At 70.5% G+C, this 24,269-nt stretch carries 19 protein-coding genes; 15 read left to right on the forward strand and 4 right to left on the reverse strand.

The window, feature by feature from the left end; all coding sequences use genetic code 11:
- Positions 1-10: 10 nt before the first annotated feature.
- From E3T25_RS07840 to E3T25_RS07855, 4 genes are all read left to right on the forward strand, one after another.
- Positions 11-1,231 carry an allantoate amidohydrolase gene (locus tag E3T25_RS07840; RefSeq protein ID WP_198415649.1) on the forward strand — a complete coding sequence of 407 codons (1,221 nt, stop codon included), beginning with the start codon at positions 11-13 and terminating at the stop codon, positions 1,229-1,231.
- The gene (locus tag E3T25_RS07845) at positions 1,228-2,751 is read left to right on the forward strand and encodes a formimidoylglutamate deiminase (protein WP_241980733.1); all 1,524 of its coding nucleotides are present in this window, start codon (positions 1,228-1,230) and stop codon (positions 2,749-2,751) included. Before E3T25_RS07840 ends, E3T25_RS07845 begins: the two co-directional genes overlap by 4 nt.
- Positions 2,748-3,944 carry an imidazolonepropionase gene (hutI, locus tag E3T25_RS07850; RefSeq protein WP_134373520.1) on the forward strand — a complete coding sequence of 399 codons (1,197 nt, stop codon included), beginning with the start codon at positions 2,748-2,750 and terminating at the stop codon, positions 3,942-3,944. The genes E3T25_RS07845 and hutI overlap by 4 nt, the downstream gene beginning before the upstream one ends.
- Positions 3,945-4,388: 444 nt before the next feature.
- The gene (locus tag E3T25_RS07855; protein ID WP_104102664.1) at positions 4,389-5,669 is read left to right on the forward strand and encodes a hemolysin family protein; all 1,281 of its coding nucleotides are present in this window, start codon (positions 4,389-4,391) and stop codon (positions 5,667-5,669) included.
- Between the two features lie 65 nt (positions 5,670-5,734).
- Here E3T25_RS07855 and E3T25_RS07860 read toward each other — a convergent pair whose 3' ends face one another.
- Positions 5,735-7,096, reverse strand: coding sequence for a protein kinase domain-containing protein (locus E3T25_RS07860; protein WP_104102667.1), 1,362 nt, complete (start codon positions 7,094-7,096; stop codon positions 5,735-5,737).
- A 142-nt stretch (positions 7,097-7,238) separates the two neighbouring features.
- Between E3T25_RS07860 and E3T25_RS07865 the strand changes: the two genes are divergently transcribed.
- Positions 7,239-7,853, forward strand: coding sequence for a DUF4232 domain-containing protein (locus E3T25_RS07865; protein WP_158250305.1), 615 nt, complete (start codon positions 7,239-7,241; stop codon positions 7,851-7,853).
- 218 nt (positions 7,854-8,071) lie between these two features.
- On the opposite strand, the gene E3T25_RS07870 is transcribed toward E3T25_RS07865, so the two are convergent.
- The gene (locus E3T25_RS07870) at positions 8,072-11,281 is read right to left on the reverse strand and encodes an efflux RND transporter permease subunit (protein ID WP_134373522.1); all 3,210 of its coding nucleotides are present in this window, start codon (positions 11,279-11,281) and stop codon (positions 8,072-8,074) included.
- 126 nt (positions 11,282-11,407) lie between these two features.
- Here E3T25_RS07870 and E3T25_RS07875 point away from each other — a divergent pair, with 126 nt between their 5' ends.
- The 6 genes from E3T25_RS07875 (at position 11,408) to E3T25_RS07900 (ending at position 17,616) form a co-directional block, all read left to right on the forward strand.
- A complete protein-coding gene (locus E3T25_RS07875) occupies positions 11,408-11,611 on the forward strand; it encodes a dodecin family protein (RefSeq protein ID WP_104102676.1) in 204 nt (67 codons plus the stop codon).
- 127 nt (positions 11,612-11,738) lie between these two features.
- Positions 11,739-12,398 carry a membrane protein YczE gene (gene yczE / locus E3T25_RS07880; RefSeq protein WP_166784770.1) on the forward strand — a complete coding sequence of 220 codons (660 nt, stop codon included), beginning with the start codon at positions 11,739-11,741 and terminating at the stop codon, positions 12,396-12,398.
- Positions 12,399-12,495: 97 nt separating this feature from the next.
- On the forward strand, positions 12,496-13,269 hold the full coding sequence (locus E3T25_RS07885) for a LamB/YcsF family protein (protein ID WP_134373524.1): 774 nt from the start codon (positions 12,496-12,498) through the stop codon (positions 13,267-13,269).
- A 4-nt stretch (positions 13,270-13,273) separates the two neighbouring features.
- Positions 13,274-14,917, forward strand: a complete 1,644-nt coding sequence (locus tag E3T25_RS07890) for a 5-oxoprolinase subunit B/C family protein (protein WP_338145474.1) — start codon at positions 13,274-13,276, stop codon at positions 14,915-14,917.
- A 127-nt stretch (positions 14,918-15,044) separates the two neighbouring features.
- Positions 15,045-16,817 (forward strand): acetyl/propionyl/methylcrotonyl-CoA carboxylase subunit alpha, encoded by a 1,773-nt coding sequence (locus E3T25_RS07895; RefSeq protein ID WP_134373528.1) that lies wholly within the window; start codon positions 15,045-15,047, stop codon positions 16,815-16,817.
- 97 nt (positions 16,818-16,914) lie between these two features.
- A complete protein-coding gene (locus E3T25_RS07900) occupies positions 16,915-17,616 on the forward strand; it encodes a GntR family transcriptional regulator (protein ID WP_134373530.1) in 702 nt (233 codons plus the stop codon).
- A 453-nt stretch (positions 17,617-18,069) separates the two neighbouring features.
- Here E3T25_RS07900 and E3T25_RS07905 read toward each other — a convergent pair whose 3' ends face one another.
- Together E3T25_RS07905 and E3T25_RS07910 are read right to left on the reverse strand one after the other, a co-directional pair.
- On the reverse strand, positions 18,070-19,221 hold the full coding sequence (locus E3T25_RS07905) for an NRAMP family divalent metal transporter (protein ID WP_134373538.1): 1,152 nt from the start codon (positions 19,219-19,221) through the stop codon (positions 18,070-18,072).
- Positions 19,222-19,508: 287 nt separating this feature from the next.
- Complete coding sequence (locus E3T25_RS07910) at positions 19,509-20,696, reverse strand: M20/M25/M40 family metallo-hydrolase (RefSeq protein ID WP_241980735.1); 1,188 nt, start codon at positions 20,694-20,696, stop codon at positions 19,509-19,511.
- A 433-nt stretch (positions 20,697-21,129) separates the two neighbouring features.
- On the opposite strand from E3T25_RS07910, the gene E3T25_RS07915 reads away from it, so the two are divergent.
- From E3T25_RS07915 to E3T25_RS07930, 4 genes are all read left to right on the forward strand, one after another.
- Entirely contained in the window at positions 21,130-21,924 is a 795-nt protein-coding gene (locus E3T25_RS07915; protein ID WP_104169461.1) for a CPBP family intramembrane glutamic endopeptidase, read from the forward strand.
- Positions 21,925-22,044: 120 nt separating this feature from the next.
- Positions 22,045-22,719, forward strand: coding sequence for a universal stress protein (locus E3T25_RS07920; RefSeq protein ID WP_158250183.1), 675 nt, complete (start codon positions 22,045-22,047; stop codon positions 22,717-22,719).
- 204 nt (positions 22,720-22,923) lie between these two features.
- A complete protein-coding gene (locus tag E3T25_RS07925) occupies positions 22,924-23,805 on the forward strand; it encodes a DUF4097 family beta strand repeat-containing protein (RefSeq protein WP_166785973.1) in 882 nt (293 codons plus the stop codon).
- Between the two features lie 2 nt (positions 23,806-23,807).
- The coding region (locus E3T25_RS07930; protein WP_134373532.1) for a PadR family transcriptional regulator at positions 23,808-24,269 on the forward strand (462 nt) is incomplete at its 3' end.

The raw sequence follows: 24,269 nt of genomic DNA on the forward strand, positions 1-24,269 counted from the left end.
GGGTGTGCGCATGAGCGAGCTCGCCCACGGAATGCTCGCCGGACTCGCCGAGATCGCCGACACCGGGCGGGACTCCCGCCGCGGCGGCTACTCCCGGCACCTCTGGCAGGGTGCCGACCTCGAGCTGCGGACCTGGTTCGCCCTGCGCGCCGAGCGCCTCGGGCTCAACGTCGAGACCGACCGTAACGGCAACCTCTGGGCCTGGTGGGGAGAGCCGGGGCCGGATGCCGTGGTCACGGGCAGCCACCTGGATTCCGTTCCCGGCGGCGGCGCCTACGACGGCCCCCTCGGCGTGGTCAGTGCGCTCGAGGCCGTGGCGCGGCTGCGGGCATCCGGGTTCACGCCGTCCCGCCCCTGCGCTGTGCTCGTCTGCGCCGAGGAGGAGGGCTCCCGATTCGGGATCGCCTGCCTAGGCTCCCGGCTGCTGACCGGCGGCATCGACGCCGACCGGGCCCGCGCACTCATCGACGCCGACGGGATCACCCTGGCCCAGGCTGCCCGCCGCGCCGGGCTCGACCCTGCGCACCTCGGCGCCGACCGGGACGCCCTGGCCCGAATCGGCCTCTTCATCGAGCTGCACGTGGAGCAGGGCCGCGGCCTGGTCGACCTCGGCCGGCCCGTGGCGGTGGCGTCGTCGATCCTCGCGCACGGGCGCTGGCGCCTCACCGTGACCGGCCAGGGCAACCACGCCGGCGCCACCCCGATGGAAGACCGCCGCGACCCGCTCGTGGCCGCCGCCCGCGCGATCGTCGCCGTGCAGGATGCCGCCGAGAACCACCCCGGCGCGCGCGCCACGGTCGGCCGTTTGGAGGTGGTGCCGGGCGGGACCAACGTGATCGCGTCATCCGTGCACGCCTGGCTCGACGCCCGCGCGCCCACCGACGCCGAGACCCGCGACCTAGTCGCCGCAATCGAGGCGGCCGTCGGCGAGGCCGCCCTGGTGAACGGATGCTCCGTGGCCGTCACCGAGGAGTCCTGGACCGGAACGGTGACGTTCGACCCCGAGCTCGTGGGACGATTCCGGTCGGTGCTCGGCGGTGACGCCCTCGTTCCGGCCCTGCCGACGGGCGCCGGGCACGATGCAGGCGTGCTCGCAGCGAGCGTGCCGAGCGCCATGCTCTTCGTGCGCAATCCCACTGGCGTCTCGCACTCCCCCGAGGAATTCGCCGAGGTGGGCGACTGCGTCGCCGGGATCGACGCCCTGGAGACCCTGCTGCGGAGCGTGCTGTGAGCGCGCGGGGGGTCGAGGCTGGGGCTGGACAGTCGGGGACACCGGTGGCCGCCTACTGGTGCGAACTGGCGCTGGTCGACGGGGCTGCCCTGCCCGGCGTGCGGCTGGAGGTGGGCACGGACGGGCGCCTTCAGGCTGTCACACCGCGCTCCGAGCCGCGGCCCGGCGACGTGCGGCTCGGCACCGTGCTGCCGGGGCTGGCCAACGCGCACTCGCACGCCTTCCACCGGGCGTTGCGGGGCCGCACCCACGACGCCGGCGGCGACTTCTGGCAGTGGCGGGAGGCCATGTACCAGGTGGCCGCCGGCCTCGACCCCAAGCGGTACTTCCTGCTGGCACGGGCGGTGTTCGCCGAGATGCTGGCCTCCGGTTTCACGGCAGTCGGCGAGTTCCACTATCTGCATCACCGGCCGGGCGGCTCCCGCTACCCCGCCGAACACGCCATGGAACTGGCGTTGGCGGCCGCGGCACGGGAGGTGGGCATCCGTCTGGTGCTGCTCGACACGCTCTACCTCGACGGCGGGATCGGGATGCCCCTCGCCCCCGCGCAGCGCGCCTTCGGCGACGGATCGGCGGCCGCCTGGCTGGCCCGGTGGCACTCGCTGCGCGCAGCGCTCGGCCGTGCTGCCACGGCCGATGACGGCGACGGCTCCCCTGCTGACAGCCAGGCCGACATCCAGGCCGGCACGGATGCCCGCATCACCCTGGGCGCGGCGATCCATTCGGTGCGGGCGGTGTCCCCGACCGCGATCCGGGAGGCGCTCGCCGGGTTGCCCGATGCCGTTCCACTGCACATCCACCTGTCGGAGCAGCCTCAGGAGAACGCGGACTGCCGGGCCGCCTACGGCCGGACCCCAACCGAGGTGCTGGCCGGGATCGGGGCGCTCGCTCCGCGGCTGAGCGTCGTGCACGCCACGCACCTCACCGACGAGGATGTGGCGCTGATCGGGACATCCGGGGCCTCGGTTGTGATCTGCCCGACCACGGAAGCAGACCTCGGCGACGGGATCGGGCCGGCCCTGGCGTTGCAGCGGGCCGGCGCGCGGATAGCCCTCGGCTCGGACCAGAACGCCGTCATCGACCCGCTGCTCGAGATGCGCGGCCTGGAGGCCGGCGAGCGCCTGGCATCGGGCCGGCGCGGCCGGTTCACGCCCGCCGAACTGCTCGTGGCCGCTTCGGACCACGGCTATGCCGCGCTCGGACTCGGCCGGCAGCGCCTCATCCCCGGTGACCTGTGCGACCTCGTGGAGGTGGCGAGCGACAGCATCCGCACAGCCGGATCGTTGCCGGAGCAGCTGCCGCTGACCGCAACGGCCGCCGACGTGCGCCGGGTGATCGTGGGCGGACGCGTCGTCGCCGACTCCGGGGTGCTGGTGGGTGGCGCGGGCGGGCCTGGCGGGCGCCCGCCGAGCACGCTGCAACCCGAGCTGCGACCCGAGCTGCGACCCGAGCTCCTGCTGCGCGACGCCCTCGCCGCGCTCGACGGCACCGCCGCGCTCGCGTCAGGAGAACGACCATGACCCCCGAACCGACCGAGCTGATCACCGGTATCCGGGAACTGACCACGCAGGCGGACGGCGCCCCGCGCCTCGCCGACGCCGCCCTCGTGATCGAGGGCGGCCGCATCGCGTGGATCGGACCGGCGTCCGCGGCACCGGCGGCCGATGTCCGCACGGATGCCGGCGGCCGGGCCGCTCTGCCCGGCTGGGTCGACAGCCACACCCACCTGGTGTTCGCGGGCGACCGGGCCGCGGAATTCGAGGCCCGGATGGGCGGGCAGCCCTACGCGGCGGGGGGAATCCTGACCACCGTGGCTGCCACTCGCGCCGCAACCGAGGCGCAGCTCACGGCCACGGCGGCCCGGCTGCGGCGAGAGGCGGAGGCGCAGGGCACCACGTTCCTCGAGAGCAAGACCGGCTACGGCCTCGACCTGGCGAGCGAGGCGCGGTCGGCTCGGGTGGCGGCATCCGTCGCCGATGTCGTCACATTCCTCGGCGCGCATATCGTGCCGCCGGGCATCGACCGGCGCGACTACCTGGACCTGGTCACCGGGCCGATGCTCGCCCTGGTGGCTCCGCACGCACAGTTCGTCGACGTGTTCTGCGAGGTCGGGGCGTTCGATGTGGCGGAGAGCCGGGAGGTGCTGCTGGCCGGCCGCGCCGCCGGCCTCGGCCTGCGCCTGCACGGCAACCAGCTGGGATTCAGCGGCGGGGTGCGCCTCGCGGTGGAGCTCGGCGCGGCGAGCGTCGACCACTGCAACCACCTCGAGCCGGCGGACCTCGACGCCCTCGCCGCCTCAGCCACCGTGGCCACCCTCCTGCCCGCCTGCGACCTCTCCACGCGGCAGCCGTTCCCGCCGGCCCGGCGGCTGCTCGACGCCGGCGCGAGCATCGCCCTGGCCACCAACTGCAATCCGGGCAGCTCCTACACGACGTCGATGGCGTTCTGCGTGGCCACCGCGGTGCTACAAATGGGTCTGACGATCGAGGAGGCGGTGTGGGCGGCGACCCGCGGCGGAGCCCGGGCTCTCGGCCGCGACACGGGAACGGACGCGGTCGGAGCCCTGCGCGTGGGCGGGCGGGCCGACCTGCAGGTGCTTGACGCGCCATCCGTCGCTCATCTCGCCTACCGCCCCGGCGTGCCGCTGACCTGGGCGGTCTGGCGGCAGGGTGTGCGGGCCGGCCGCCGCGGCCCATCACCGCTCCCGGCCTGACCGGGGGATTCCCGCCTCGCGCCCTCACTGTCCCCTCTCCCTCGCCGTCCCCCTCCAACCCACCCCGTCGTGCATGACTCCTGCACATTGCTCAATCACTCATCGGGCACCCCCGGAATTCCGCGGATGTCCGGCGCCGGTCCCGAGAAATCGCAGGAGTTATGCACGCGAGGCATTGAAGACCACCTCCCGGGCCAGGACACTCCGTCGCCGGACAGCCAGCCAGCCGACGTCCAGGCAGCTCGCCGGCCGGCCAGGAGCCCACCCGCCCGTGGCCAACTCAGGAGAATGGCTGGCTTCGTCACCACGCCCCCTGCAATTCCGCGGCACCGCGACCCGATGAGCAGCCGACTCGCCGGATCTCCTGAGTTAGCCACACGCCGGAGGAGCCGACGCAGCGGCGCGGCCCGGGTGGAGTCCTCGAACGGCTTTAGAATGACCGGCATGGACGTTTATACCTGGCTCAACCTGGCGCTCGTGCTGCTGTTCGTGCTCATCGGCGGCGTGTTCGCAGCGACCGAGTTGGCGTTGGTGTCCCTGCGCGAGAGCCAGCTGCGCGCGCTGGAACGCGAAAGCACCCGTGGCAAAACGGTCGCCCACCTGGCCCGGGACCCGAACCGGTTTCTGGCGGCCGTGCAGATCGGCGTCACCGTCGCCGGATTCCTGTCCGCCGCCTACGGTGCCTCCACGCTGGCGCCCGACCTCGCCCCACTGCTGGTGGTACTCGGGCTGTCGAAAGGCGCCGCGGACACGCTTGCCTTGGTCGGTCTGACGCTCCTCGTCGCCTACCTCTCCCTGGTGTTGGGGGAACTCGTGCCGAAGCGATTCGCGCTGCAGAAGGCCAGCAGCTTCGCGCTCGCGCTCGCGCCACCGCTCCAGGTCTTCGCGACCCTGATGCGCCCCGTGATCTGGCTGCTGTCCGTCTCGACGAACGCCGTTGTGCGGCTCCTGGGCGGAGACCCGCACGCCCGGAGCGAGCTCGTGTCTGATGAGGAGTTGCGCGACCTCGTCGACGCACACGAGGGCCTCGAGGTCGAGGAACGGCACATCCTGAGTGAAGTGCTCGACGCCACCAACCGGCTGGTCAAGGAGGTGATGCGCCATCGCGGAGACGTCGACTTCCTGGTCGGCACGCAGACGATTCCCGCCGCCCTGGAGGAGATCCGGTCGCTGCCGCACTCGCGCTACCCGGTGATCGGCCGCTCAATCGACGAGGTGCTGGGCTTCGTACACGTGCGCGATCTCCTGGACCCCGACGCCCACCCCGGCGCGACGACCGTAGCCGAGGTGGTGCGGGCCATCGTCTTCCTTCCCGGCACCAATCGCATCCTGCCGGCCATGACCCAGCTGCGCCGTGCCGGCGTGCACATCGCGATCGTCGTCGACGAATACGGCGGCACCGACGGTATCGTGACTCTCGAGGATCTCGTTGAGGAGCTCGTGGGCGAGATCCACGACGAATACGACCTGCCTGTGCCCGAGGGACACTCCGACGAGAACGGCCAGGCCCGGCTGGCGGATGGCGGCCTGAATATCGAAGACTTCACGGATGCCACAGGAGTCGAACTCGAGGACGGCCCCTATGAGACCGCGGCCGGCTTCGTGACCTACCGGCTCGGACGCATGCCCCAGGTGGGCGACACCGTCTCGGCCGGGGACTACCAGTTGCGGGTCGCCGCTCTCGACGGGCTGCGCGTCAGCGTCATCGAGGTCGGTGCTGGCTGAGCGAGGACTCCGCGTGACCACTGCGCCTGGCCACACCGCCTGACCGCTCATGGGGCCGCTTCCCTTCAGGAAAGAGCGGCGCGCCGGCTTTCCAGCCGCAGTTCGAGTTCGCTCATCACCAGAGCGGCAAGGTCGGTGAGGGTGCGGAGCTCGGGCGCGGTGATGGCGCGCGGTCGGAAGTCGATAACGCACAGGGTGCCGAGGTTGTAACCGTTCCGGGTCGTCAGGGGTACTCCGGCATAAAACTGCAGGCCGAATTCCTCGGCCACGAGTGGGTTTGCGAGCGCGCGCGGGTCGGTGCGGGCATCCTCTACCACCCAGGGTCCCTCGGACATGATGGCCGAGGCACAGAGGCCCGGATCGCGGGGGATCTCCTCGAGGTCGAGGCCGTGATGCGATTTGAACCAGATACGGTCGGTGTCGACGATACTGACGATCGCGATCGGCACATCGCACAACCGGGCGGCGAGCGCGGCAATCCGGTCGAAGGCGCCGTCGGCGGGAGTGTCGAGAATGTCGAGGCGCGCGACCTCGTGCAGCCGTGCGGGTTCGTCGCTGACGAGGTGATCCACGGCACTACGATGGCGGCCGGTTTCCGCGATAACAGCCTGGTGCAGAGCGAGCACCACCTCCGCGGTCGGCGGGCGCTGCTCCGGCTTGCGGGCCAGCATGGTCGACAGAAGGTGCCGCCACTCCGGGGCGAGTTCCTGCGGGATGGCAGGGTCGCGCTGGAGTCTGGCCAGGGCCGACGGGATCGGCTCCCCGGGGAACGCCGTCTCACCGGTGAAGCATTCCAGGAGCACGAGCCCCAACGCATAGATGTCGCTCGCCGGGCCGAGGTTCTCTCCCCGGGCCTGCTCCGGACTGAGATAGGCGGCCGTGCCCGTCGTCATCCCCTGGGTGGTCACCCGCGCGCTGTCCGGGAACAGGGCGATGCCGAAATCGGTCAGCCGCGCGCGCGCTCGGGAATCCGAGCTGTATTCCGCGAGGAGGATGTTCGCCGGTTTGATATCACGGTGGATGACGCCGCGCCCGTGGATGTAGTCGAGCCCCTCCGCCAGGTCGTAACCGATCTGGGCGATGTGCCGCGTCGACATCGGATCCCGGTCGAGTCGCTGACGCAGGTTGACGCCGTCCACGAGCTCCATCACAAGGAAGATCTGCGGGTGGTCCGCCTCGGTCCGGTCCACACCGACGTCGAACAGGGTGACAATGCTGTGGTGGTTCAGGCTTGCCAGCACGTTGATCTCGGCTTGCTGGCGCTGAATATTGGGCACGTCGGTGGCGCGAAGTTCGAAGATCTTGATCGCCACGTCCCGACCCAGACGCTCGTCGGTGGCCCGGTAGACCGAGGCCATTCCGCCGCGGCCGATCAGGTCCTTAACCCGGTAGCGTGCCTCCAGGAACTTCGGAAATTGCGTGGTCATCAGACCCCCCTTTGGAAATGAGTCTAGGTCAGCTTCGCGGGGGATGTTACACATCTTTGGCCCGCGCCCGTGTCCCTGGGCGACAACGCCCAGGCAGTGTGAAACTGGGGCTATGACGGTGATGCGGGGTCGAGGGCGGTCAATGGCAGTCGGACTGGGGTGCGCGGCGGCGTTGGTGCTGGCCGGATGCGCGGGGCCGGGTTCACCCCCGACCGGCGATGTCTCGCCGCCCGGTTCGACCCCGACGGCAGCTTCGACCCCGACCTCCCCAGCCACGCAGTCCTCGACACCCGCTCCCGCCGATTCGGCCTCCGCCGGCACCTGCGGTCCGAACCAACTGGCGCTGTCGCTGCAGTCGAGGCCTCAGGACAGCGGCATGGGCAACTTCTACTGGGACCTGCGCCTCACGAACACCGGCCCGGCGGCGTGCACGGTCGAGGGCTACCCGGTGACGACTCTGGTCGGCGCGGCCCCGAATGTGCCGGTCGGGTCCGCTTCCGACACCGAGCCGGGACGCTGGTACCCGGTGGCGGTCCTCGCGTTGGCGCCCGGGACATCCGCGTACAGCCTGCTGCACCTCGGCCAAGCCGGCGCGTACGGCTGTCCCCTCGTGCCGGTCGGCGCCCTCGACGTGACGCTGCCCGGCTGGGACACCGCGAGCCGGGTGGCCACGCCGAACCCGATCGAGGGCTGTGACGACGACAGCACCGTGCTCGTGCGCACCGGCCCGCTGGCCCCGGCCCCGGTCAGCTTCTAGAGCCGGGCCGGCTTCGGCCGCACGGTGGCCAACTCAGGAGATCCGGGGCAGGCCGCGGCATCCGTTGCCTGATTCCGGGGGCAGGGGCTGCAGCCGACACAGGTTTCCTGAGTTAGCCGCAGCGTTGCGTGCACAACCCCGGCGAATGCGCGCCGCTCGGCCCGGCGGATGCGCGGAAACATACGGCCGTTCGCCGCGCGGCTCACACTGTGCAGAAGTCAGGCACGGGACACGTCGGAGATGGCGCCGGCGGATGCGCGCAGCTCGCGCCGCTCGGCCCGGCGCTCCCGGCCGCCCTCGACCAGGAAGTACAGCACGGGCAGCACCACCAGGGTCAGCACGGTCGAGGAGACCAGCCCGCCGATGACAACGAGGGCCAGCGGCTGCGAGATGAAACCACCCGTTCCGGTGAGGCCGACCGCCATCGGCAGCAGCGCGAATATCGTGGCGAGCGCGGTCATCAGGATCGGGCGCAGACGACGGGACGCACCGTTGACCAGCGCCTCCCGCACCGACTGCCCGCGACGCCGGTACTGGTTGACCAGGTCGATCAGCACGATGGCGTTGGTCACGACGATGCCGATCAGCATCAGCACGCCGATCAGCGAGGGCACACCCAGCGGGATGCCGGTGATCACCTGCAGGGCGATCGCGCCGGTCGCCGCGAACGGCACCGACACCAGCAGCAGCAGTGGCTGCAGCAGCGACCGGAAGGTCGCCACCATCACGATGTAGACGATCAGGATGGCGATCAGCAGCGCGAGCCCGAGCTGCGCGAACGCCTCGGTCTGGTCGGCGGTGACCCCGCCGAGGGTCGCCGTCGCGCCCTCCGGCAAAGCGGTGTCGGCCAGGGCTGCCGTCATCTGCGCGTTGGCCGCACCCAGGTCGTCGATACTGGGGGTGGCGGACACGGTCGCCGTGCGCAGCCCCTTCGTCGTGGTGAGGGTGGACGGACCCTCGACCTGCTCGACCGTGGCCAGGGTGTCCAGGGCAACCGGTCCGGCCAGGGTCGGGATACTCAGGGCCGCGAGCTCGGCCGTCGTCGTCGGCGGAGCCTCGGACTGCAGGTAGACCGACAGGGTCGTCTCGTCGATCACGATGGATCCGATCACGCTCGGCTGCATGGCCTGCGACGCCAGTGCGCCCAGGGCGAGCTCGCTCAGGCCCACGGCACCCGCGGCATCCCGGTCGACGGTCACCGCGATGTAGGGGCGTGAGGCCGCCAGATTGCTTGAGCTCTCCTTGATCGCGTCGAGGTCCTCCACGGAGGCGAGCACCGCGTCGGTGGCCCTCTGCAGGTCGGCGTTCGTGGCCGCGGTCACATCCACGGCGATATCGGATGTCCCGCCGAACCCTCCGCCGGACGAGATCGAGAATTCTCCGCTTCCGTTCAGGGCCGTGAGCTGGTCTCGCACGACATCCTGAACCTCGTCGGGGTTGGCCTCCCCGTCGGTGGTGATCGAGTAGGTCACGGTGTTTGACGACACGCCGCCGCCGAATGCGGCCAGGGCGTTGCCGCCACCGATGGAGACCTGCACGATTTCGACGCCGTCGGTGCCGCGAAGGGACTTCTCGGCGGCCGTGGAGGCGTCGTCCTGAGCTGCGAGGCTGGTGCCCACCGGCAGTGTCTGGGTGACTTGGAAGGTGGTCTGCCCGGTCGAGCCGAGGAAGTTGATCTTCATATAGGGAACCAGGGCCACCGTGCCGCCCAGAACGAGCACCGCGACCAGGAGTGTCGCGACGGCGTGGTTCAGGGTCCAGCGGATGACCGGGAGGTAGCCGGTCTGAAGGCGGCTCGGGCGCTCCTCGGGCGGGGCGTCCGCGCTGCCGTTGTGGCGGGTGCGGCGCGAGGTCGTGGGCTCGACGCTGACGATGGGCGAGCCTGTCGAGACCTCCGCAGTAAGGGCCAGGGGGGTTTCGACGAGCTCAACCACCGGGGCGGGCGCGACCGCCCTGGCCGGCCGCAGGAACCAGTATGCGAGCACGGGCACGATGGTCAGAGACACCAGCAGCGACGCGAGCAGGGCGATCGAGACGGTTAGCGCGAACGGCCGGAACAGTTCCCCGGTCGAGCCGCCGACGAACGCGATCGGCAGGAACACGGTGACGGTGGTGATGGTGGATGCCGTGATCGCCCCGGCCACCTCGCGCACCGCGCGCACGATGGTCGCGGCGCGGTCGGCGCCCTCGACCAGGTTGCGGGTGATGTTCTCGATCACCACGATGGAGTCGTCTACGACGCGCCCGATCGCGATGGTGAGGGCGCCGAGGGTGAGGATGTTCAGCGAATAGCCCACGCCCTGCAGGCCGATGAAGGTGATCAGCACCGAGGTCGGGATCGAGATCGCCGTGACCAGGGTCGCCCGCACCGAGAGCAGGAACACGAGGATCACGAGAACGGCGAAGATCAGTCCGAGCAGGCCCTCTTCGGTGAGCGCGTCGATCGATTCCTGGATGAACGGAGCCTGGTCGAAGACGACCGTGAAGGTCGCGCCGGGGACCGCCGCCTCCAGCTGGGGCAGGATCGCGCGCACGGCCTCGGACACGTCGACCGTGTTCGCTGCGGGCACCTTGGTGACCGCGATGGTCAGGGCCGGCTGCCCGTCGACACGGGAGATGCTCGCGACCGGGTTCTCGCCGAGGGCGACGTTGGCGACGTCGCCGATGGTGGTCAGACCCGCGCCGGGCACCGGGGCGAGGATCGGAAGCGCCGCGATGTCCTCGGCCTCGCCGAGCTTCGAGCCGGTCTGCACCGAGAGGGTGGTGTCGTCTTCGGTCAGCGAACCGGCCGGGATCAGCGACCCGTTCTGTTCCAGCGCACTGCGGATGCCCTGGCTGGTCAGGCCGCGTTCGGCCAGCTTCGCGGCATCCGGCGTGATGGTCACGCGGCGGCCGACGTCGCCGACCAGGGCTGCCTCGCGCACGCCCTGCACATCACGGATGTCGCCCAGTACGCTGCGCTTGAGGTCGTCGGCGAGGGTGTCGCGGTCGCCGCCGGACACGGCGAGGGAGAGCACCGGGAAGTCGTCGATGCTGCCGGAGAGCACCTGCGGGTCGAGGTTCTCAGGCATGGTCGACTTGATGCGGTTGATGGCCTGGCTGATGCGCGATTCGGCCTTGACCAGGTCGGTGCCGTAGGTGAACGTGGCGCTGACCAGCGACGCGTTGGTGCTGCTGGTCGTCGAGGTGGATTCGAGCCCGGGGATGCCCTGGATCGCCGTCTCGATCGGCGTCGACACGTCGTCGTTGACGACCTCGGGCGAGGCGCCCGGGTAGCTCGTCGAGACCACCAGTTGCGGCAGCTGCAGGGAAGGGATCAGCTCCTGCTTGAGGCTGGTCAGGGCGAGGCTGCCGAAAACGGCGACGACGATGGTGATCAGCGCGATCAGCGCCCGGTTCTTCATGCTCAAGACAGCGAGAAAATGCACCCGTTCAGTATCTCATTGCAGGGTGTGCAGACTTCCCTGCCCGGGGCATCCGTCGGGCCGAGGCAGGCGGAGGGGCGTACCCTCGGCCGCAAGACGCACCATCAACCCGAACGACAAGGAGCAATTATGTCTGTGGCACGCGTAACAACACTCAGCATCCGGTCCGACAGATCCTTCGAGGATGCCGTCGCCGTCGGCATCGCCCGGGCGAGCAAGACCCTGCGCGGGGTCTCCGGCGCCTGGGTCAAGGAACAGAAGGTGGAGGTGACAGACGGTGAGATTACCTCGTACGACGTCGTGATCGAAGTCACCTTCGTTCTCGACGACTAGGCACGGTCTGCGCACGAGCGGCCGGCCCGACAGGTCGCCGGCGGCGCGGAAGGCGGCATCCGCGACGCCGGGCCGGGTCGGCCTGGCAACTTGATAACGGGCCGATAGTGCAATTGGATGTACTTCCATGACCCGTCGCCTCGTCCAGCTCCTCATCGGCCTCTTCCTCTACGGCTTGGGGATCGCGCTGATTGTGCGCGGCGAGATCGGCGTGGCCCCGTGGGACGTCCTCACCCAGGGCATATCCGGCCGCACCGGCCTCGGTTTTGGGTTGGTCACCATCCTGATCAGCGGCGTCGTGCTGCTGCTCTGGATCCCGCTGCGCCAGAAGCCGGGCGTGGGCACCGTGCTGAACGCCCTGCTCGTCGGGCCGGCGGCGGATGTCGGCCTCTGGCTGATCCCGACGGGGCAGGATTTGTGGGTGCGCATCCTGCTGTTCGCGGCCGGGCTTCTGGTGCTGGCGATCGCTACCGGCCTCTATATCGGCGCGCATTTCGGCCCCGGCCCGCGCGACGGGCTGATGACGGGCCTGCACCAGCGCACCGGCTGGCGCATCTGGATCGTGCGCACGGGCATCGAGGTGACCGTGCTCAGCATCGGCTGGGCGCTCGGCGGCAACGTGGGCATCGGCACGGTGCTCTTCGCCGTGCTCGTCGGCCCGCTCTGCCACTGGACGATCCCGTTCTTCGCGATCACCCTGCCCCAGAACGACGACGCCCGGCTCGAGGAGACCCTCGAGGGTTCCGTGCCGCCCTCCGAGCCCTCGATCGACAGCCCCGCGAACTGACTCCGGCGCCGAATCGGGCTTCCACCCGCCAATACATTGTTGAACAATCTGTGGAAGTGGTGCATCCTTAACCAAACTTCCACGGACGGAGACCCGGATGTCCAGCATCGATTCAGACAGCATCGATCTAAACAGTGATGTCCGGGAATCCTTCGGCAACTGGTCCTTCGGCGACGACGCAGCGATCATCTCCTCCGTCTCCAGCGTGAACGTGGCCTGCGCCTTCCACGCCGGGGATCCGAGCACGATCCGCGCCACCTGCACCGCCGCCGCCGCAGCCGGCGTGACGGTCGGCGCGCACCCGGGCTACCGGGACCTGGCCGGCTTCGGCCGCCGGTTCATCGACATGGAGCCCGGTCACCTCACCGACGAGGTGATCTACCAGATCGGCGCGCTGCAGGCCCTGGCCGCGGTCGCCGGAACCCGGGTCAGCTACGTCAAACCGCACGGCGCCCTCTACAACACCATCGCGCACGACGAGGTGCAGGCGCAGGCCGTCGTCGACGCGATCCGCGCCGTCGACCCGAGCCTGCCCGTGATGGTGCTGCCCGATTCCGAGATCCAGCGCCTCGCCGACGCGGCGGGGCTCCGCACGGTCGTGGAGGCTTTCGCCGACCGCGCCTACAACTCCGACGGCTCTTTGGTCTCGCGGTCCCGGCCCGGCGCCGTGCTGCTGCACCCCGACGCTGTCACCGAGCAGGCGCTCCGCCTGGCCGGTGACCGCCAGGTGCGCACGGTCGACGGCAGCCTCCTCACGGTGACGGCCGAAAGCATCTGCCTGCACGGCGACACCCCCGGCGCGGTCGCGCTGGTCGGTGCGGTGCGCTCCGCGCTGCAGGATGCCGGAATCCGCATTCGAAGCTTCGTCTAGCCCCGTGTCCGATCCCGTTCGCATCATCCGAGCCGTCGGCGACCGCGCCGTGCTGGTCGGACTGCCCAGCCTGGCCGACGTGCTCGACCTGCAGGCACACCTGCAGCGGCATCCGTTGGCCGGGCAGCTCGACGTGCTCGCCGCCGCGGAAACCGTGCTGATCACCGGCGTCTCTGCCTCCGCCGCACGGGGATTCGCCGACGCCCTGCGGCAGCTGCAGGTGCTGCCGGCCGCCCCCGCAAACGCCGCGCTCGTGCGGATCGACACCGTCTACGACGGGGAAGACCTCGCCGACGTCGCCGCGCACACCGGCCTCAGCAGCGAGGGCGTCATCGCCGCGCACACCGGCCAGGACTGGACCGCCGCGTTCGGCGGCTTCGCCCCCGGCTTCCTCTACCTCACCGGCGCGAGCGCCGTGCTGACCGTGCCCCGGCGCAGCTCGCCGCGCAGCTCGGTGCCCACCGGCTCCGTGGCCGTGGCCGGCGACTACTCCGCCGTCTACCCCCGCGCCTCCCCCGGCGGCTGGCAGCTGCTCGGCCGCACGGACGCCCTGCTCTGGGACCTAAAGCGTTCGCAGCCGGCCCTGATCCGCCCGGGTGACCGGGTGCGGTTCCGCGCGGTGCGCGAGCAGGTCGCAGCCGCGGGGGTCCTCGTACCGGAGACCGCAGTCGCGGTTGGGACTCCGGCAGCGGCGGCCACTCCCGATGTCGCGGCAACCGCGGCCCCCACCCCCGCCACCGGCATCCGCGTGCTCTCCCCCGGCGCGCAGACGACCGTGCAGGACCTCGGCCGCCCCGGTTACGCCGACCAAGGCGTGACCGCGTCCGGCGCACTCGACCGTGGCGCCCTGCGGCGCGCCAACCGGGTCGTTGGAAATCCGGCCACGGCCGCCGTGCTCGAGAACGCCCTCGGCGGCCTGTCCCTGACCGCGCTGGCAGACCAGGTGCTCGCCGTCACCGGTGCCGTTCTGCCGCTCACGGTGACGGATGCCGCCGGCCGCCACCGCGAGCTGCCGATGGATTCCGCCGTCTCCCTTTTCGCCGGGCAGACCCTGTCGCTCGGAGCCCCCCGCTCGGGCGCGCGCAGCTACCTGGCCTTTCGCGGCGGCATCGACGTGGACCCGGTGCTCGGCAGCCGGTCCACCGACACCCTCAGCGGCATCGGTCCGGCCCCGCTGACCTCGGGCACCGTGCTCCGGATGCTGCCGCCCGCCCCCGGCAGCGCCGTGCACCACCCCGAGACCCCGCCGCCGGCCCCGGCCGAGGTCACCGTGCTGCGCTTCGTGCCGGGACCCCGCGCGGACTGGTTCGAGCCGGCATCCGTCGACCGGTTCGGCGACGCGGAGTGGACCGTCACCCATCAGTCGAATCGGATCGGCCTGCGGCTGGCCGGTGAGCCGCTCGCCCGGTCGCGGCCGGGTGAGCTGGCCAGCGAGGGTACGGCCCGCGGGGCCATCCAGGTGCCGCCGTCGGGCCTGCCGGTTTTGTTCCTCGCGGACCACCCGGTCACCGGCGGCTACCCCGTGATCGGCGTCGTGCTCGCCGAGGACCTCGACCTCGCGGCACAGTTGCCGACGGGTGCGCGCATCCGTTTCACGCCCGTGCCTGCCGAGCCCCTTCCAGCCGACCCCGTCCCCGCCTCCCCCTGATACCCGCCCTCACGCGCTACGCGGTTGCTGCGCCGCTGCGCTGCCGGCACGCCACGCGCTGAGCGGCGCAGCCCCCGCGCGTGCCCCAAACACCCCCCGAACACACGCCCCGAATGAGAGCCGAACCATGCAGAAAGTTCTGATCGCCAACCGCGGCGAGATCGCCGTGCGCATCGCTCGCGCCTGCGACGACGCCGGCCTCGACTCCGTGGCCGTCTACGCGGACGTCGACGCCGACGGCCTGCATGTCTCGGCCGCCACGGAGGCCTGGGCACTCGGCGGCGACAGCCCGCCCGACAGCTACCTCAACGTGGCCAAGCTGCTGCGCATCGCCCGGGATTCCGGCGCCGACGCCGTGCACCCGGGCTACGGTTTCCTCTCGGAGAACGCCGACTTTGCTCAGGCCGTGATCGACGCGGGACTTCTCTGGATCGGTCCGACGCCCGCCGCGATCCGGGTGCTGGGCAACAAAGTCTCCGCCCGTGAGATCGCCATCCGGGTGGGAGCTCCCCTGGTCGCCGGGTCCGAGGGCACCGTGGAGACCGCCGCCGAGGTGCGCGCCTTCGCCATGGAGCACGGCCTGCCTGTGGCCATCAAGGCGGCGTTCGGCGGCGGCGGCCGCGGCCTCAAGGTCGTCTGGGACATGGATGCGATCGAGGAGTCCTTTGATTCGGCCGTGCGCGAGTCGACGGCCGCCTTCGGCCGCGGCGAGTGCTTCGTCGAGAGGTTCCTGCACAAACCCCGCCACGTGGAGGCGCAGATCCTCGCCGACACCCACGGCAACGTGATCGTCGTGGGCACCCGCGACTGCTCGCTGCAGCGCCGCAACCAGAAGCTCGTCGAAGAGGCGCCCGCGCCGTTCCTCACCCCTGCGCAGAAAAACCAGATCTATTCCTCGGCCAAGGCCATCTGCCGGGCCGCCGGCTACACCGGCGCGGGCACCGTGGAGTACCTGCTCGCGCAGGACGGCACCATCTCGTTCCTCGAGGTGAACACCCGGCTGCAGGTCGAGCATCCGATCACCGAGGAGACCAGCGGCATCGACCTGGTACTGGCGCAGCTGCAGATCGCAGCCGGCGGGCCCGTTCCCATCTTCACCGACCCCGAACCGCGGGGGCACTCGTTCGAGTTCCGAATCAACGCCGAAGACGTGGGGCGCGGGTTCCTGCCGTGCCCCGGGACCGTGGCGACCTTTACCGTGCCGACCGGGCCGGGCATCCGGGTCGATTCCGGGGTCAGGGCAGGCGGCATCGTGCCGGACCGGTTCGACTCCCTGCTCGCCAAGCTGATCGTCACCGGCGCCGACCGGCAGCAGGCCCTGCGCCGCGCCCGCCGAGCCCTTGCCGAGTTCGAGATCACCGGCCTGCCCACCGTGCTGCCGTTCCACCGTGCCGTGGTCACTTCGACGGCATTCACCGCGCCCGACCACCTCGACGTGCACACCGGCTGGATCCAGGCCGACTTCTCCGAAGAACTGCCCAGCGACCCCGAGTTCAATCCCGTGCCGCCGGAGGCCGCCCGCCACACCATCACCATCGAGGTCGACGGGCGACGGATGGCGCTCGGCCTGCCTGCCGCCCTCCTCGACAGTCTCCTTCGCGGGCTGGGCGGCGCGGCCGGTGCGGCCGCTGTCACCGCTGCCGACGGCCTTCCCACCGGGGGCCACTCGGCCCCCGCCGCAGACCCAAACACCCTCCGGGCCAGCATGGGCGGCTCGGTCGTGAAGTGGATGGCCCCATCCGGTGCGCTCGTGGCCGCAGGCGACCCGGTGCTCGTACTCGAGGCCATGAAGATGGAGTCGATCGTAGTGGCGCACCGCAGCGGAATCCTGCGGGAGCAGCTGGTTCAGCCCGGCGACACGGTGGCGGTGGACAGCGCGGTCGCCTCGATCGGGGACTGAGCGTATCCGTCGCCCGGTTCCGGCTGCCCGCCGGAACCGCCGGAACACCCCGCCCGTCCTCGGGCCGCCGCTCCGACCGGGCGGTATCGTGGGCACCATGACCCTCGCCGAGACCCTCGCCGACCTGCGTCACCGCACCGCGTCGGCGCGTCACGCCGAGACCGGCCAGTGGGTGTCGGGGGTGCTTCGCGAGCGGATCGCGGCCGGCCACCTGCCGCCCGGCACGAAGCTCCCCGAGGAGCCGCTCTGCGACGCGCTCGGCGTCTCGCGCAACACCCTTCGCGAGGCCTTCGCGACGCTCAGCGCCGAACGGGTGGTCACCCGCATCCCGAACAAGGGCGTCTTCGTCGCCCGGCCCACCGCAGACGACATTAGGGAGATCTACCGGGTGCGGCGCTACCTCGAGCCGGGTGCCCTGGCATTCACACCGGCCGGGGAGCTCACCCCGGCGAGGCTGGATGGACTGCGCCAGACCGTCGCGAGCGCGCGGAAGGCCCGCGAGGCCGGATCGGTCCCGGGCATGGCCGGTGCCAACCAGGAGTTCCACGCCGGCGTCGTGGCCCTGGCCGGCAGCGACCGCCTCGATTTGCTGATGGCGCAGGTGCTCGCCGAGATGCGCCTGGTCTTCCATTCGATGGGCGAGGAGGCCACCTTCCACGCGCCCTACGTCGACGACAACGCCCGCATCGTCGAGCTGCTGGCGGCCGGCCGGTCGACGGATGCCGCGGCCCTGCTCACCGGCTACCTGCAGCGCGCCGAGGCCCAGCTGCTGTCGATCGTGGCCGAGTCCGTCCGCTAGCCGGCGGTATCCGGCACGGCTGCCCGGCCCCGCTCCCCTCAGCTGCCTGCGTGCGGCTGTGCTGCGCGTCCGCGCTGTTCCTCCGCTGTTCCTCCGCGCTGTTCCTCCGCGCTGCGCTGGTTTGTGGCTAACTCAGGAGATCCCGCCGGGCCGCGCACCGCAGCCGCGGACCAGTGCGGCGGCCAGCACCAGCCGGTGACCACGCAAACAAAACTCCTGAGTTAGCCACAGAGGCGGGCGATCAAGCAGGCAGCGGGGTGGATGTCGGCGACGGAGAAAGGGGGCACCGGGTCGGCGGACAGCAGCGAGAAATGGAGGCCTTCGGGGGCCTTCGGGAGTCTCAAGGGGACTTCGGGAGTCTCAAGGGGTCTTCGGGGGTCTTCGGGGGTCTTCGGGGGCCGTCGGAGCGGCGGCGCGCGGCGGGCCGTGCAGGGTGGGGGTCGGGCACATCCGTCAGCCCCAAAGCGTCGCGAGTCCGCCGAGGGACTGATAGCCGAGGAACAGCGTCAGCAGCCAGGCCAGCACGCCGATGCCCAGCAGCCACTTCGGGTAGACGTAGCCGCCGAGCAGGTCGCGGCGGCGCCAGGCCACCCAGAGGATGACAGCGAAGCCGAACGGGAGGATCAGCCCGTTGACCGCGCCGGCCATGATCAGAAGCGTGGCCGGGGCCTGGCCGAGCAGCGTGTAGACCAACGTTGACACGGCGATGAAGACGACGGTGGCGATGCTGCGGGTGCGGGGCGAGGTCTGTGAAGTGGTCACGAACGAGATCGAGGTGTACGCCGCCCCGATCACCGAGGTGATGGCCGCGGCCCAGAGCACGATGCCGAAAAGTTTGAACCCGATCTCGCCGGCCGCGGCCTGGAAGGCCTCCGCGGGTTGATTGTCGCTGGTCAGGTCCAAACCCCCGGCGACCACGCCGAGGATGGCGAGGAACAGGAGCACCCGGATCACGCCGGTGATGATGATGCCCAGCACCGAACTGCGGGTGATCTCGGTGATCTGGGCCCGTCCGGTCACGCCGGCGTCAATCATCCGGTGCGCGCCGGCGTAGGTGATGTAGCCGCCGATCGTGCCGCCGATCAGGGTAGTGATGATGAGGACGTCGATGTCGTCGGGCAGCACCGCGTTCTTGACCGCGAGGCCGAGGGGCGGATTCGACACGATCGCCACGTAGGCGATCAGCACGATCATCACGGCCCCGAGTACGACGACGACCTTGTCCAGCGCGAGCCCGGCCCGTTTGCTGAGGAAGATCGCGATCGCGACGGCCGCCGAGAGGATGCCGCCGAGCTTGGCGTCCAGGCCGAAGAGCACGTTGACACCCAGGCCGGAACCGGCGATGTTGCCGATGTTGAACACGAGCCCGCCGAGGCAGATCAGCGCGGCCAGGAACCAGCCGGCGCCGGGCAGCACTGTGTTGGCCAGTACCTGCGCTCGCTTACCGCTGACGCCGATTACCCGCCAGACGTTCAGCTGCACCGCGATGTCGACCAGGATCGAGACCAGGATGGCGAAGGCGAAGGCTGCGCCGAGCTGCACCGTGAAGCTTGTGGTCTGCACGATGAAGCCGGGTCCGACGGCGCTGGTCGCCATCAGGAACATGGCGCCGAGGAGCGCGCTACGCTGCGCCCGGCGCGGGCCGCGCAGCTTCTTCTTCACGCCTGCGGTTTTCGCTCGAATCCTGGCGCGGACGACGTTGAAAACCATGGGGCGCTCACTTCTCGGAAGGTCAGCACCGGCGGTCACTGATGTCGAGCCAGCCTACATATTGTTCAACAATCAGCACAACCATGAGGCCCACATGGACTCCCCCGGCCGGCCGGGTGCAGCGGGGCAGGGACGGCGATGGGGCCGAGGCAGGGTTCGGGCGGGATCGCCGGGCGCGCGGACTACCCGCAGAAATCGGCGATCGTGCGGGTCAGAATCTCGGTGAGCGCGTCGACGGATGCCGCGTCCGCCCACTCCGCGTCGGCGTGCGCTCCGCCACCGTCCACGCCCACGACGAGGCAGGGGATGCCGGCCTCGTGCAGCAGCCCGGCGTCGGTCCAGAACGGCTCGCCGCGGACATCCGGCCGGCGTCCGAGCACCTCCGTCGCTCGTTCGGTCACCAGACGCACGATCGGCCACTCCGGATCGGCCTCGAACGCCGCACGCGCCACGAGCCGCGTCAGCCTGAAGCGGAACCCGACGACGACGTCGGCGAGCCGCTCCAGCAGCGCCCGGAGCTCGGCCTCGACCCGGTCGGGGCTCTGGCCGGGCAGCATGCGCCGCTCGATCGTGAGCGTGCAGGCGGCGGCGACGGTGGCGGCATCCGAACCCCCGGCGATGGTCGACACGCGCACGGTACCGTGGCCGAGCAGCGGATGCGCCGGCGCCGCCTCGATGTCGGCCCGGAGCTCATCGAGGGCGCGCAGCACCAGCCCGGCGTGCACGATGGCGTCGATGCCGCGCTCCGGCTGGGATCCGTGGGCGGCGAGCCCGGTGAGCTCCACCTCGAACCAGGCGAAACCGCGATGGGCGAGCGTGAGGCACAGCTCGCTCGGCTCGGCGACGATCGCCGCGTCGGCGCGGAAGCTGCGCAGCACCTCCATGGTGCCGAGGCTGCCGAACTCCTCGTCCGCCACGAGGGTGACGATGACGTCTCCGGCGAGAACGGATGCCCCGGCCGGCCCGGCCGCATGGGCCCCGGTTCCCCCGACTCCCGTCGCCCGCGCCGCCGCGACCAGGATCGCCGCGACGCCGCCCTTCATATCGAATGCTCCCCGGCCGATGACGCGACCGTCCCGCAGCTCGCCCGCGAACGGATCCCCGGCGTAACCGCCGACGCCGACGGTGTCGAGGTGCCCGTTGAGCATCAGGGAACGCCCTCCCCCGGTGCCGCGCCGGATGCCGACGATCGTAGGCCGCCCGGGATGCTCCTCGAGGCGGTGCACCTCGAACCCCCGCGCGGTGAGCCAGTCTTTGCACCAAGCTGCGATCATCCGTTCGCCTGCAGCCTCCGGCACCAGGTCGGAGTTGACGGAATCGATGCCGATGAGCCTCTGCACCACGCCCACCGGTTCGCTCTCTGAATGCACACCCTCAACCTAGCGGCGCCGCAGACCGCGAAAGCGGGTGAAACGTCGGTTTCAGGGCTGCACGGCGACGATTCACCCGATCTCGCGACCGGGTAGCCGGCGAGGTAGCCGGCCGGGCAGCCGGCGACACGTTCCGCCCGCACCCCCCGAACGAATTCGACGGAGATTTCGTCCGAATCGGTCCTTAAACCCTGGAAAACCTTCCTTGCTCCCAAAATCTCCGTCGAATTGGTTCATCGCCGGGCCTCGATGCCCGGTCGCGAGGCGAGACGCACCGGCCGTTCCCCGCCCGGGTTGGGTACCATATCTCATGGGCGATGGCGCGGCAGGGTCAGCGAAACGGGCAGCGGGCACGAGTGGGAGCACGGGCAGCCCATTCACAGGCGGCACGAGCGCCGGCAGCGGCGCCGGACCGGCAACGTCGAGCGAACGGATGCGCCCGCGCGCCTCCTGGGGACTCGTCCCCGCCGCGCTGCTCTCCGCCTCCGCCGTGCTGCTGTTCGGGGCGCGCGAGCCGCTGCCCGGCTACGCGCTACTCGCCGCGGCCATCGGGCTCGCCTTCGCCATCGACCGGGCCCTGTTCAAGGATCTGCTCCTGATCGCGATCGGGCTGCTGATCATCAGCACCATCTCGGTCGAGGCCGACATCAGCTACCCGAATATGGCGCTGATGGGGACCGTGCTGACCGTCGCCGTGCTCGTGCCCTACCTGCTCTCCCGCTACGCGTTCGGCGACCACGCGATCCGGTTCCCGATCCGCACCGGCCAGCGCTGGACCTCCCTCGAACGCTGGTACCTGCCGCTTGTGCTGCTGCTGGGCTATCTGATTCTGCCGACCTATTTCATCCGTTCCGGCGCCTACCAGAACTGGCCGGCCGTGACCGCCCCCGACGAGATCGCCCGCCTGTTCGTGGGCGTCGGCTTCGTCGGCATCTGGGACGAACTCTTCTTTATCTGCACGGCGTTCGCCCTGCTCAGGCGTCATTTCCCCGACTGGCAGGCCAATCTCCTGCAGGCCGTGATCTTCACCTCGTTCCTGTGGGAACTGGGCTACCAGAGCTGGGGGCCGCTGATGACGTTCCCCTTCGCACTGTTGCAGGGCTACACCTTCGCGCTCACCAAATCACTGACCTACGTGGTGATCGTGCACCTGCTCTTCGACGCGGTCGTCTTCCTCGTGATCGTGCACGCCCACACCCGCGACTGGCTGCCGATCTTCCTGTACTGAAGCTCAGGCGGCGCTCAGGCGGCGAGCCGGTCGACGGATGCCCCGGCCGCCGGACCTCGCCCCCTTGCAAGTTCGGCGCGGGCCGCCAATGCTGAGGGCATGTGGGCAGAAGGCGTCTGGGTGACACCGCTTCTGGTGGCGGTCGGCTGGGTCCTGGTGGGACTTGCGTCGGCGTTCGTGATGATCCGCCGCGGCCACGACGCCCCGATCTGGGTGGTTCTCGGTCTGGCTGCCGGCCCCTTCGCCATCGCGCTGGCCGGCCTGGCCGTCTACCTCGAGCGGGAGGAATTGGCCGAGGCGGCCGTGATTCCCGGGGAATCCCTCGAGGGAGACGTGCGGGTGCTCGTCTGCATCGACGGCTCCGAGGCCGCGGACCACGCCGCCGTCACGGTGGTGCTGCTCCTTGGGGCGAGGCTGCAGACCGTGACGCTGCTGACGGTGCTCGACTACGACGTCGCGCGCGACGTTTCCCCCGACAGGCTCGACCGCATCGCCGCCGGCATCCAGTCCGCCGCCGTCGGTCAGCTGGCCGACCTTGCGGTGCACCCGTTCAGCACCCGGGCCACAGGGGGCGCCGCCGAGCAGATCCTGCGCCGGGCGGGCTCCGGCGCCTACGACCTCTTCGCGCTCGGCTCCCACCGGCAGCGCCGCTCGCGTTTCCTTGGCAGCGTGGCGCGGGAGATCGCCAACAAAGCCCCGATCCCGCTGCTGACCGTGCGAGCCGCCCCGGTCGAATCGATCGAGTCGGCCGAGCGCGCCGCCCGCCTCGGCCTGACCATCGAGCCGGAGAGTTGACCGCCGTACGGAAGCCTGAATCGAAGCCTGAATCGAAGCCTGAACCGAAAGCTGGACCGAGAGCTGAACCCCGGCTGAGAGTTCCCGCCGGCGCTTGTCCGCTCGCCACTCGCGATATATCGTGAATCTCAACAAGACGCGATATATCGTGAACAGGTGGTGAGCATCCGTTGCGCGGACGCCGCCCCCGAAAAGGAGAATTCCATGGCTTTGGAAAAATGGCTGGTCAGCCCCGGGCAGACCACGGTGATCGACATCGAGGTCGTTCGGGCGCTCAAGGTGGGCATGATCGGCGGAAAGATCGACGTGATCGGCCACGACGAGCCGGGCACTCGCATCGAGGTGCACAGCGTGACCGGCAAGGACCTCAAGATCTCGGTCGACGGCGACACGCTCGAGATCGACCACCCGCAGCTGCGCTGGGACAACTTCATCGAGGTCTTCGCATCGTTCCGCGGCACCGCGAAGGCAGACGTCAGCATCCTGGTCCCCCGCGGCGTGGCCCTGAAGCTCGGCGTGATCTCGGCCGAGGCCCTGATCTCGGGCCTCACGAACGGCGCCCGGCTGAGCACTGTGTCGGGCGACATCGTGGTTGACGGCGTCACCGGGGACCTGGAGCTCAACGCCGTGAACGGCGAGTTGTCGGTGCGCGGCCTCGAGGGCAGCATCATCGCCCACACGGTCTCCGGCGATTGCACGGCGAGCGGGGCCATCCGTCGCTTCAGTCTCGACGGGGTTAACAGCGAGGTTTTCCTCGACATCGAGGGCACGCCCGATTCCATCAACACGAACACGATCAGCGGCAGCCTCACCGTGCGCCTCGGCGCCGATGTGGCGACGCGCTACCGGCTGAACACCGTCTCGGGCACGCTGCAGCTGGACGACCAGACGATTCGCGGCACCTTCGGAAAGGGCTTCGAGTCCAGCACCGGCACACTCAACGGCAGCTGGCTCGAGCTGCAGGCCAACTCGGTGTCGGGCGACATCACGGTGGTGCGTCGCAGCACCGAGCCTGCGTCCGCGGGCCCGGCCGGCGAACGAACAAACACCGAACCGGGCGACGCCCGCGCCAACGGGGAGGTCTGAGAATGACCCCCGTCTTCGCCCACGGCAGCCTCCGCCTCTACCTGCTCAGCCTGCTCGCCGAGCAGCCGCGGCACGGTTACGAACTGATCCAGGCGCTCAGCGACCGCTTCGGCGGAACGTACATCCCGAGCGCCGGCACGATCTACCCGCGCCTGGCCAAGCTTGAAGAGGAAGGACTCGTGACCAAATCGACGGATGGCCGCAAGACCGTCTACGAGATCACCGACGCCGGCCGCGCCGAACTCCAGGCCCGCCAGGGTGACCTGCACGACCTCGAGACCGAGGTCGCCGACTCCGTGAGGCGACTGGCCGACGACGTGCGGTCGGGAGTCAGCGAGGCGATGCGCAATCTGCGCCTCGACCTGGCCTCCGCCAAGCGCCAGGCGGGGGATGCCCGCAGCGCACGCAAGGCGGGCACCGCCGCCGGCAATGCCGCGCGCACCGCGGCCGGGGCCGCCGCCGGC

The sequence above is a fragment of the Cryobacterium sandaracinum genome (assembly GCF_004403415.1).
Lineage (GTDB): Bacteria > Actinomycetota > Actinomycetes > Actinomycetales > Microbacteriaceae > Cryobacterium > Cryobacterium sandaracinum.

What these genes read in the sequence shown, in the direction of transcription:
- E3T25_RS07840 (WP_198415649.1), top strand. Translation starts at nt 11, where the DNA reads ATGAGCGAGCTCGCCCACGGAATGCTCGCCGGACTCGCCGAGATCGCC.
- hutI (WP_134373520.1), top strand. Translation starts at nt 2,748, where the DNA reads ATGACCCCCGAACCGACCGAGCTGATCACCGGTATCCGGGAACTGACC.
- E3T25_RS07885 (WP_134373524.1), top strand. Translation starts at nt 12,496, where the DNA reads ATGTCCAGCATCGATTCAGACAGCATCGATCTAAACAGTGATGTCCGG.
- E3T25_RS07895 (WP_134373528.1), top strand. Translation starts at nt 15,045, where the DNA reads ATGCAGAAAGTTCTGATCGCCAACCGCGGCGAGATCGCCGTGCGCATC.
- E3T25_RS07855 (WP_104102664.1), top strand. Translation starts at nt 4,389, where the DNA reads ATGGACGTTTATACCTGGCTCAACCTGGCGCTCGTGCTGCTGTTCGTG.
- E3T25_RS07925 (WP_166785973.1), top strand. Translation starts at nt 22,924, where the DNA reads ATGGCTTTGGAAAAATGGCTGGTCAGCCCCGGGCAGACCACGGTGATC.
- E3T25_RS07865 (WP_158250305.1), top strand. Translation starts at nt 7,239, where the DNA reads ATGGCAGTCGGACTGGGGTGCGCGGCGGCGTTGGTGCTGGCCGGATGC.
- E3T25_RS07905 (WP_134373538.1), bottom strand. Translation starts at nt 19,221, where the DNA reads ATGTTCCTGATGGCGACCAGCGCCGTCGGACCCGGCTTCATCGTGCAG.
- E3T25_RS07900 (WP_134373530.1), top strand. Translation starts at nt 16,915, where the DNA reads ATGACCCTCGCCGAGACCCTCGCCGACCTGCGTCACCGCACCGCGTCG.
- E3T25_RS07915 (WP_104169461.1), top strand. Translation starts at nt 21,130, where the DNA reads ATGCGCCCGCGCGCCTCCTGGGGACTCGTCCCCGCCGCGCTGCTCTCC.
- E3T25_RS07875 (WP_104102676.1), top strand. Translation starts at nt 11,408, where the DNA reads ATGTCTGTGGCACGCGTAACAACACTCAGCATCCGGTCCGACAGATCC.
- E3T25_RS07860 (WP_104102667.1), bottom strand. Translation starts at nt 7,096, where the DNA reads ATGACCACGCAATTTCCGAAGTTCCTGGAGGCACGCTACCGGGTTAAG.
- yczE (WP_166784770.1), top strand. Translation starts at nt 11,739, where the DNA reads ATGACCCGTCGCCTCGTCCAGCTCCTCATCGGCCTCTTCCTCTACGGC.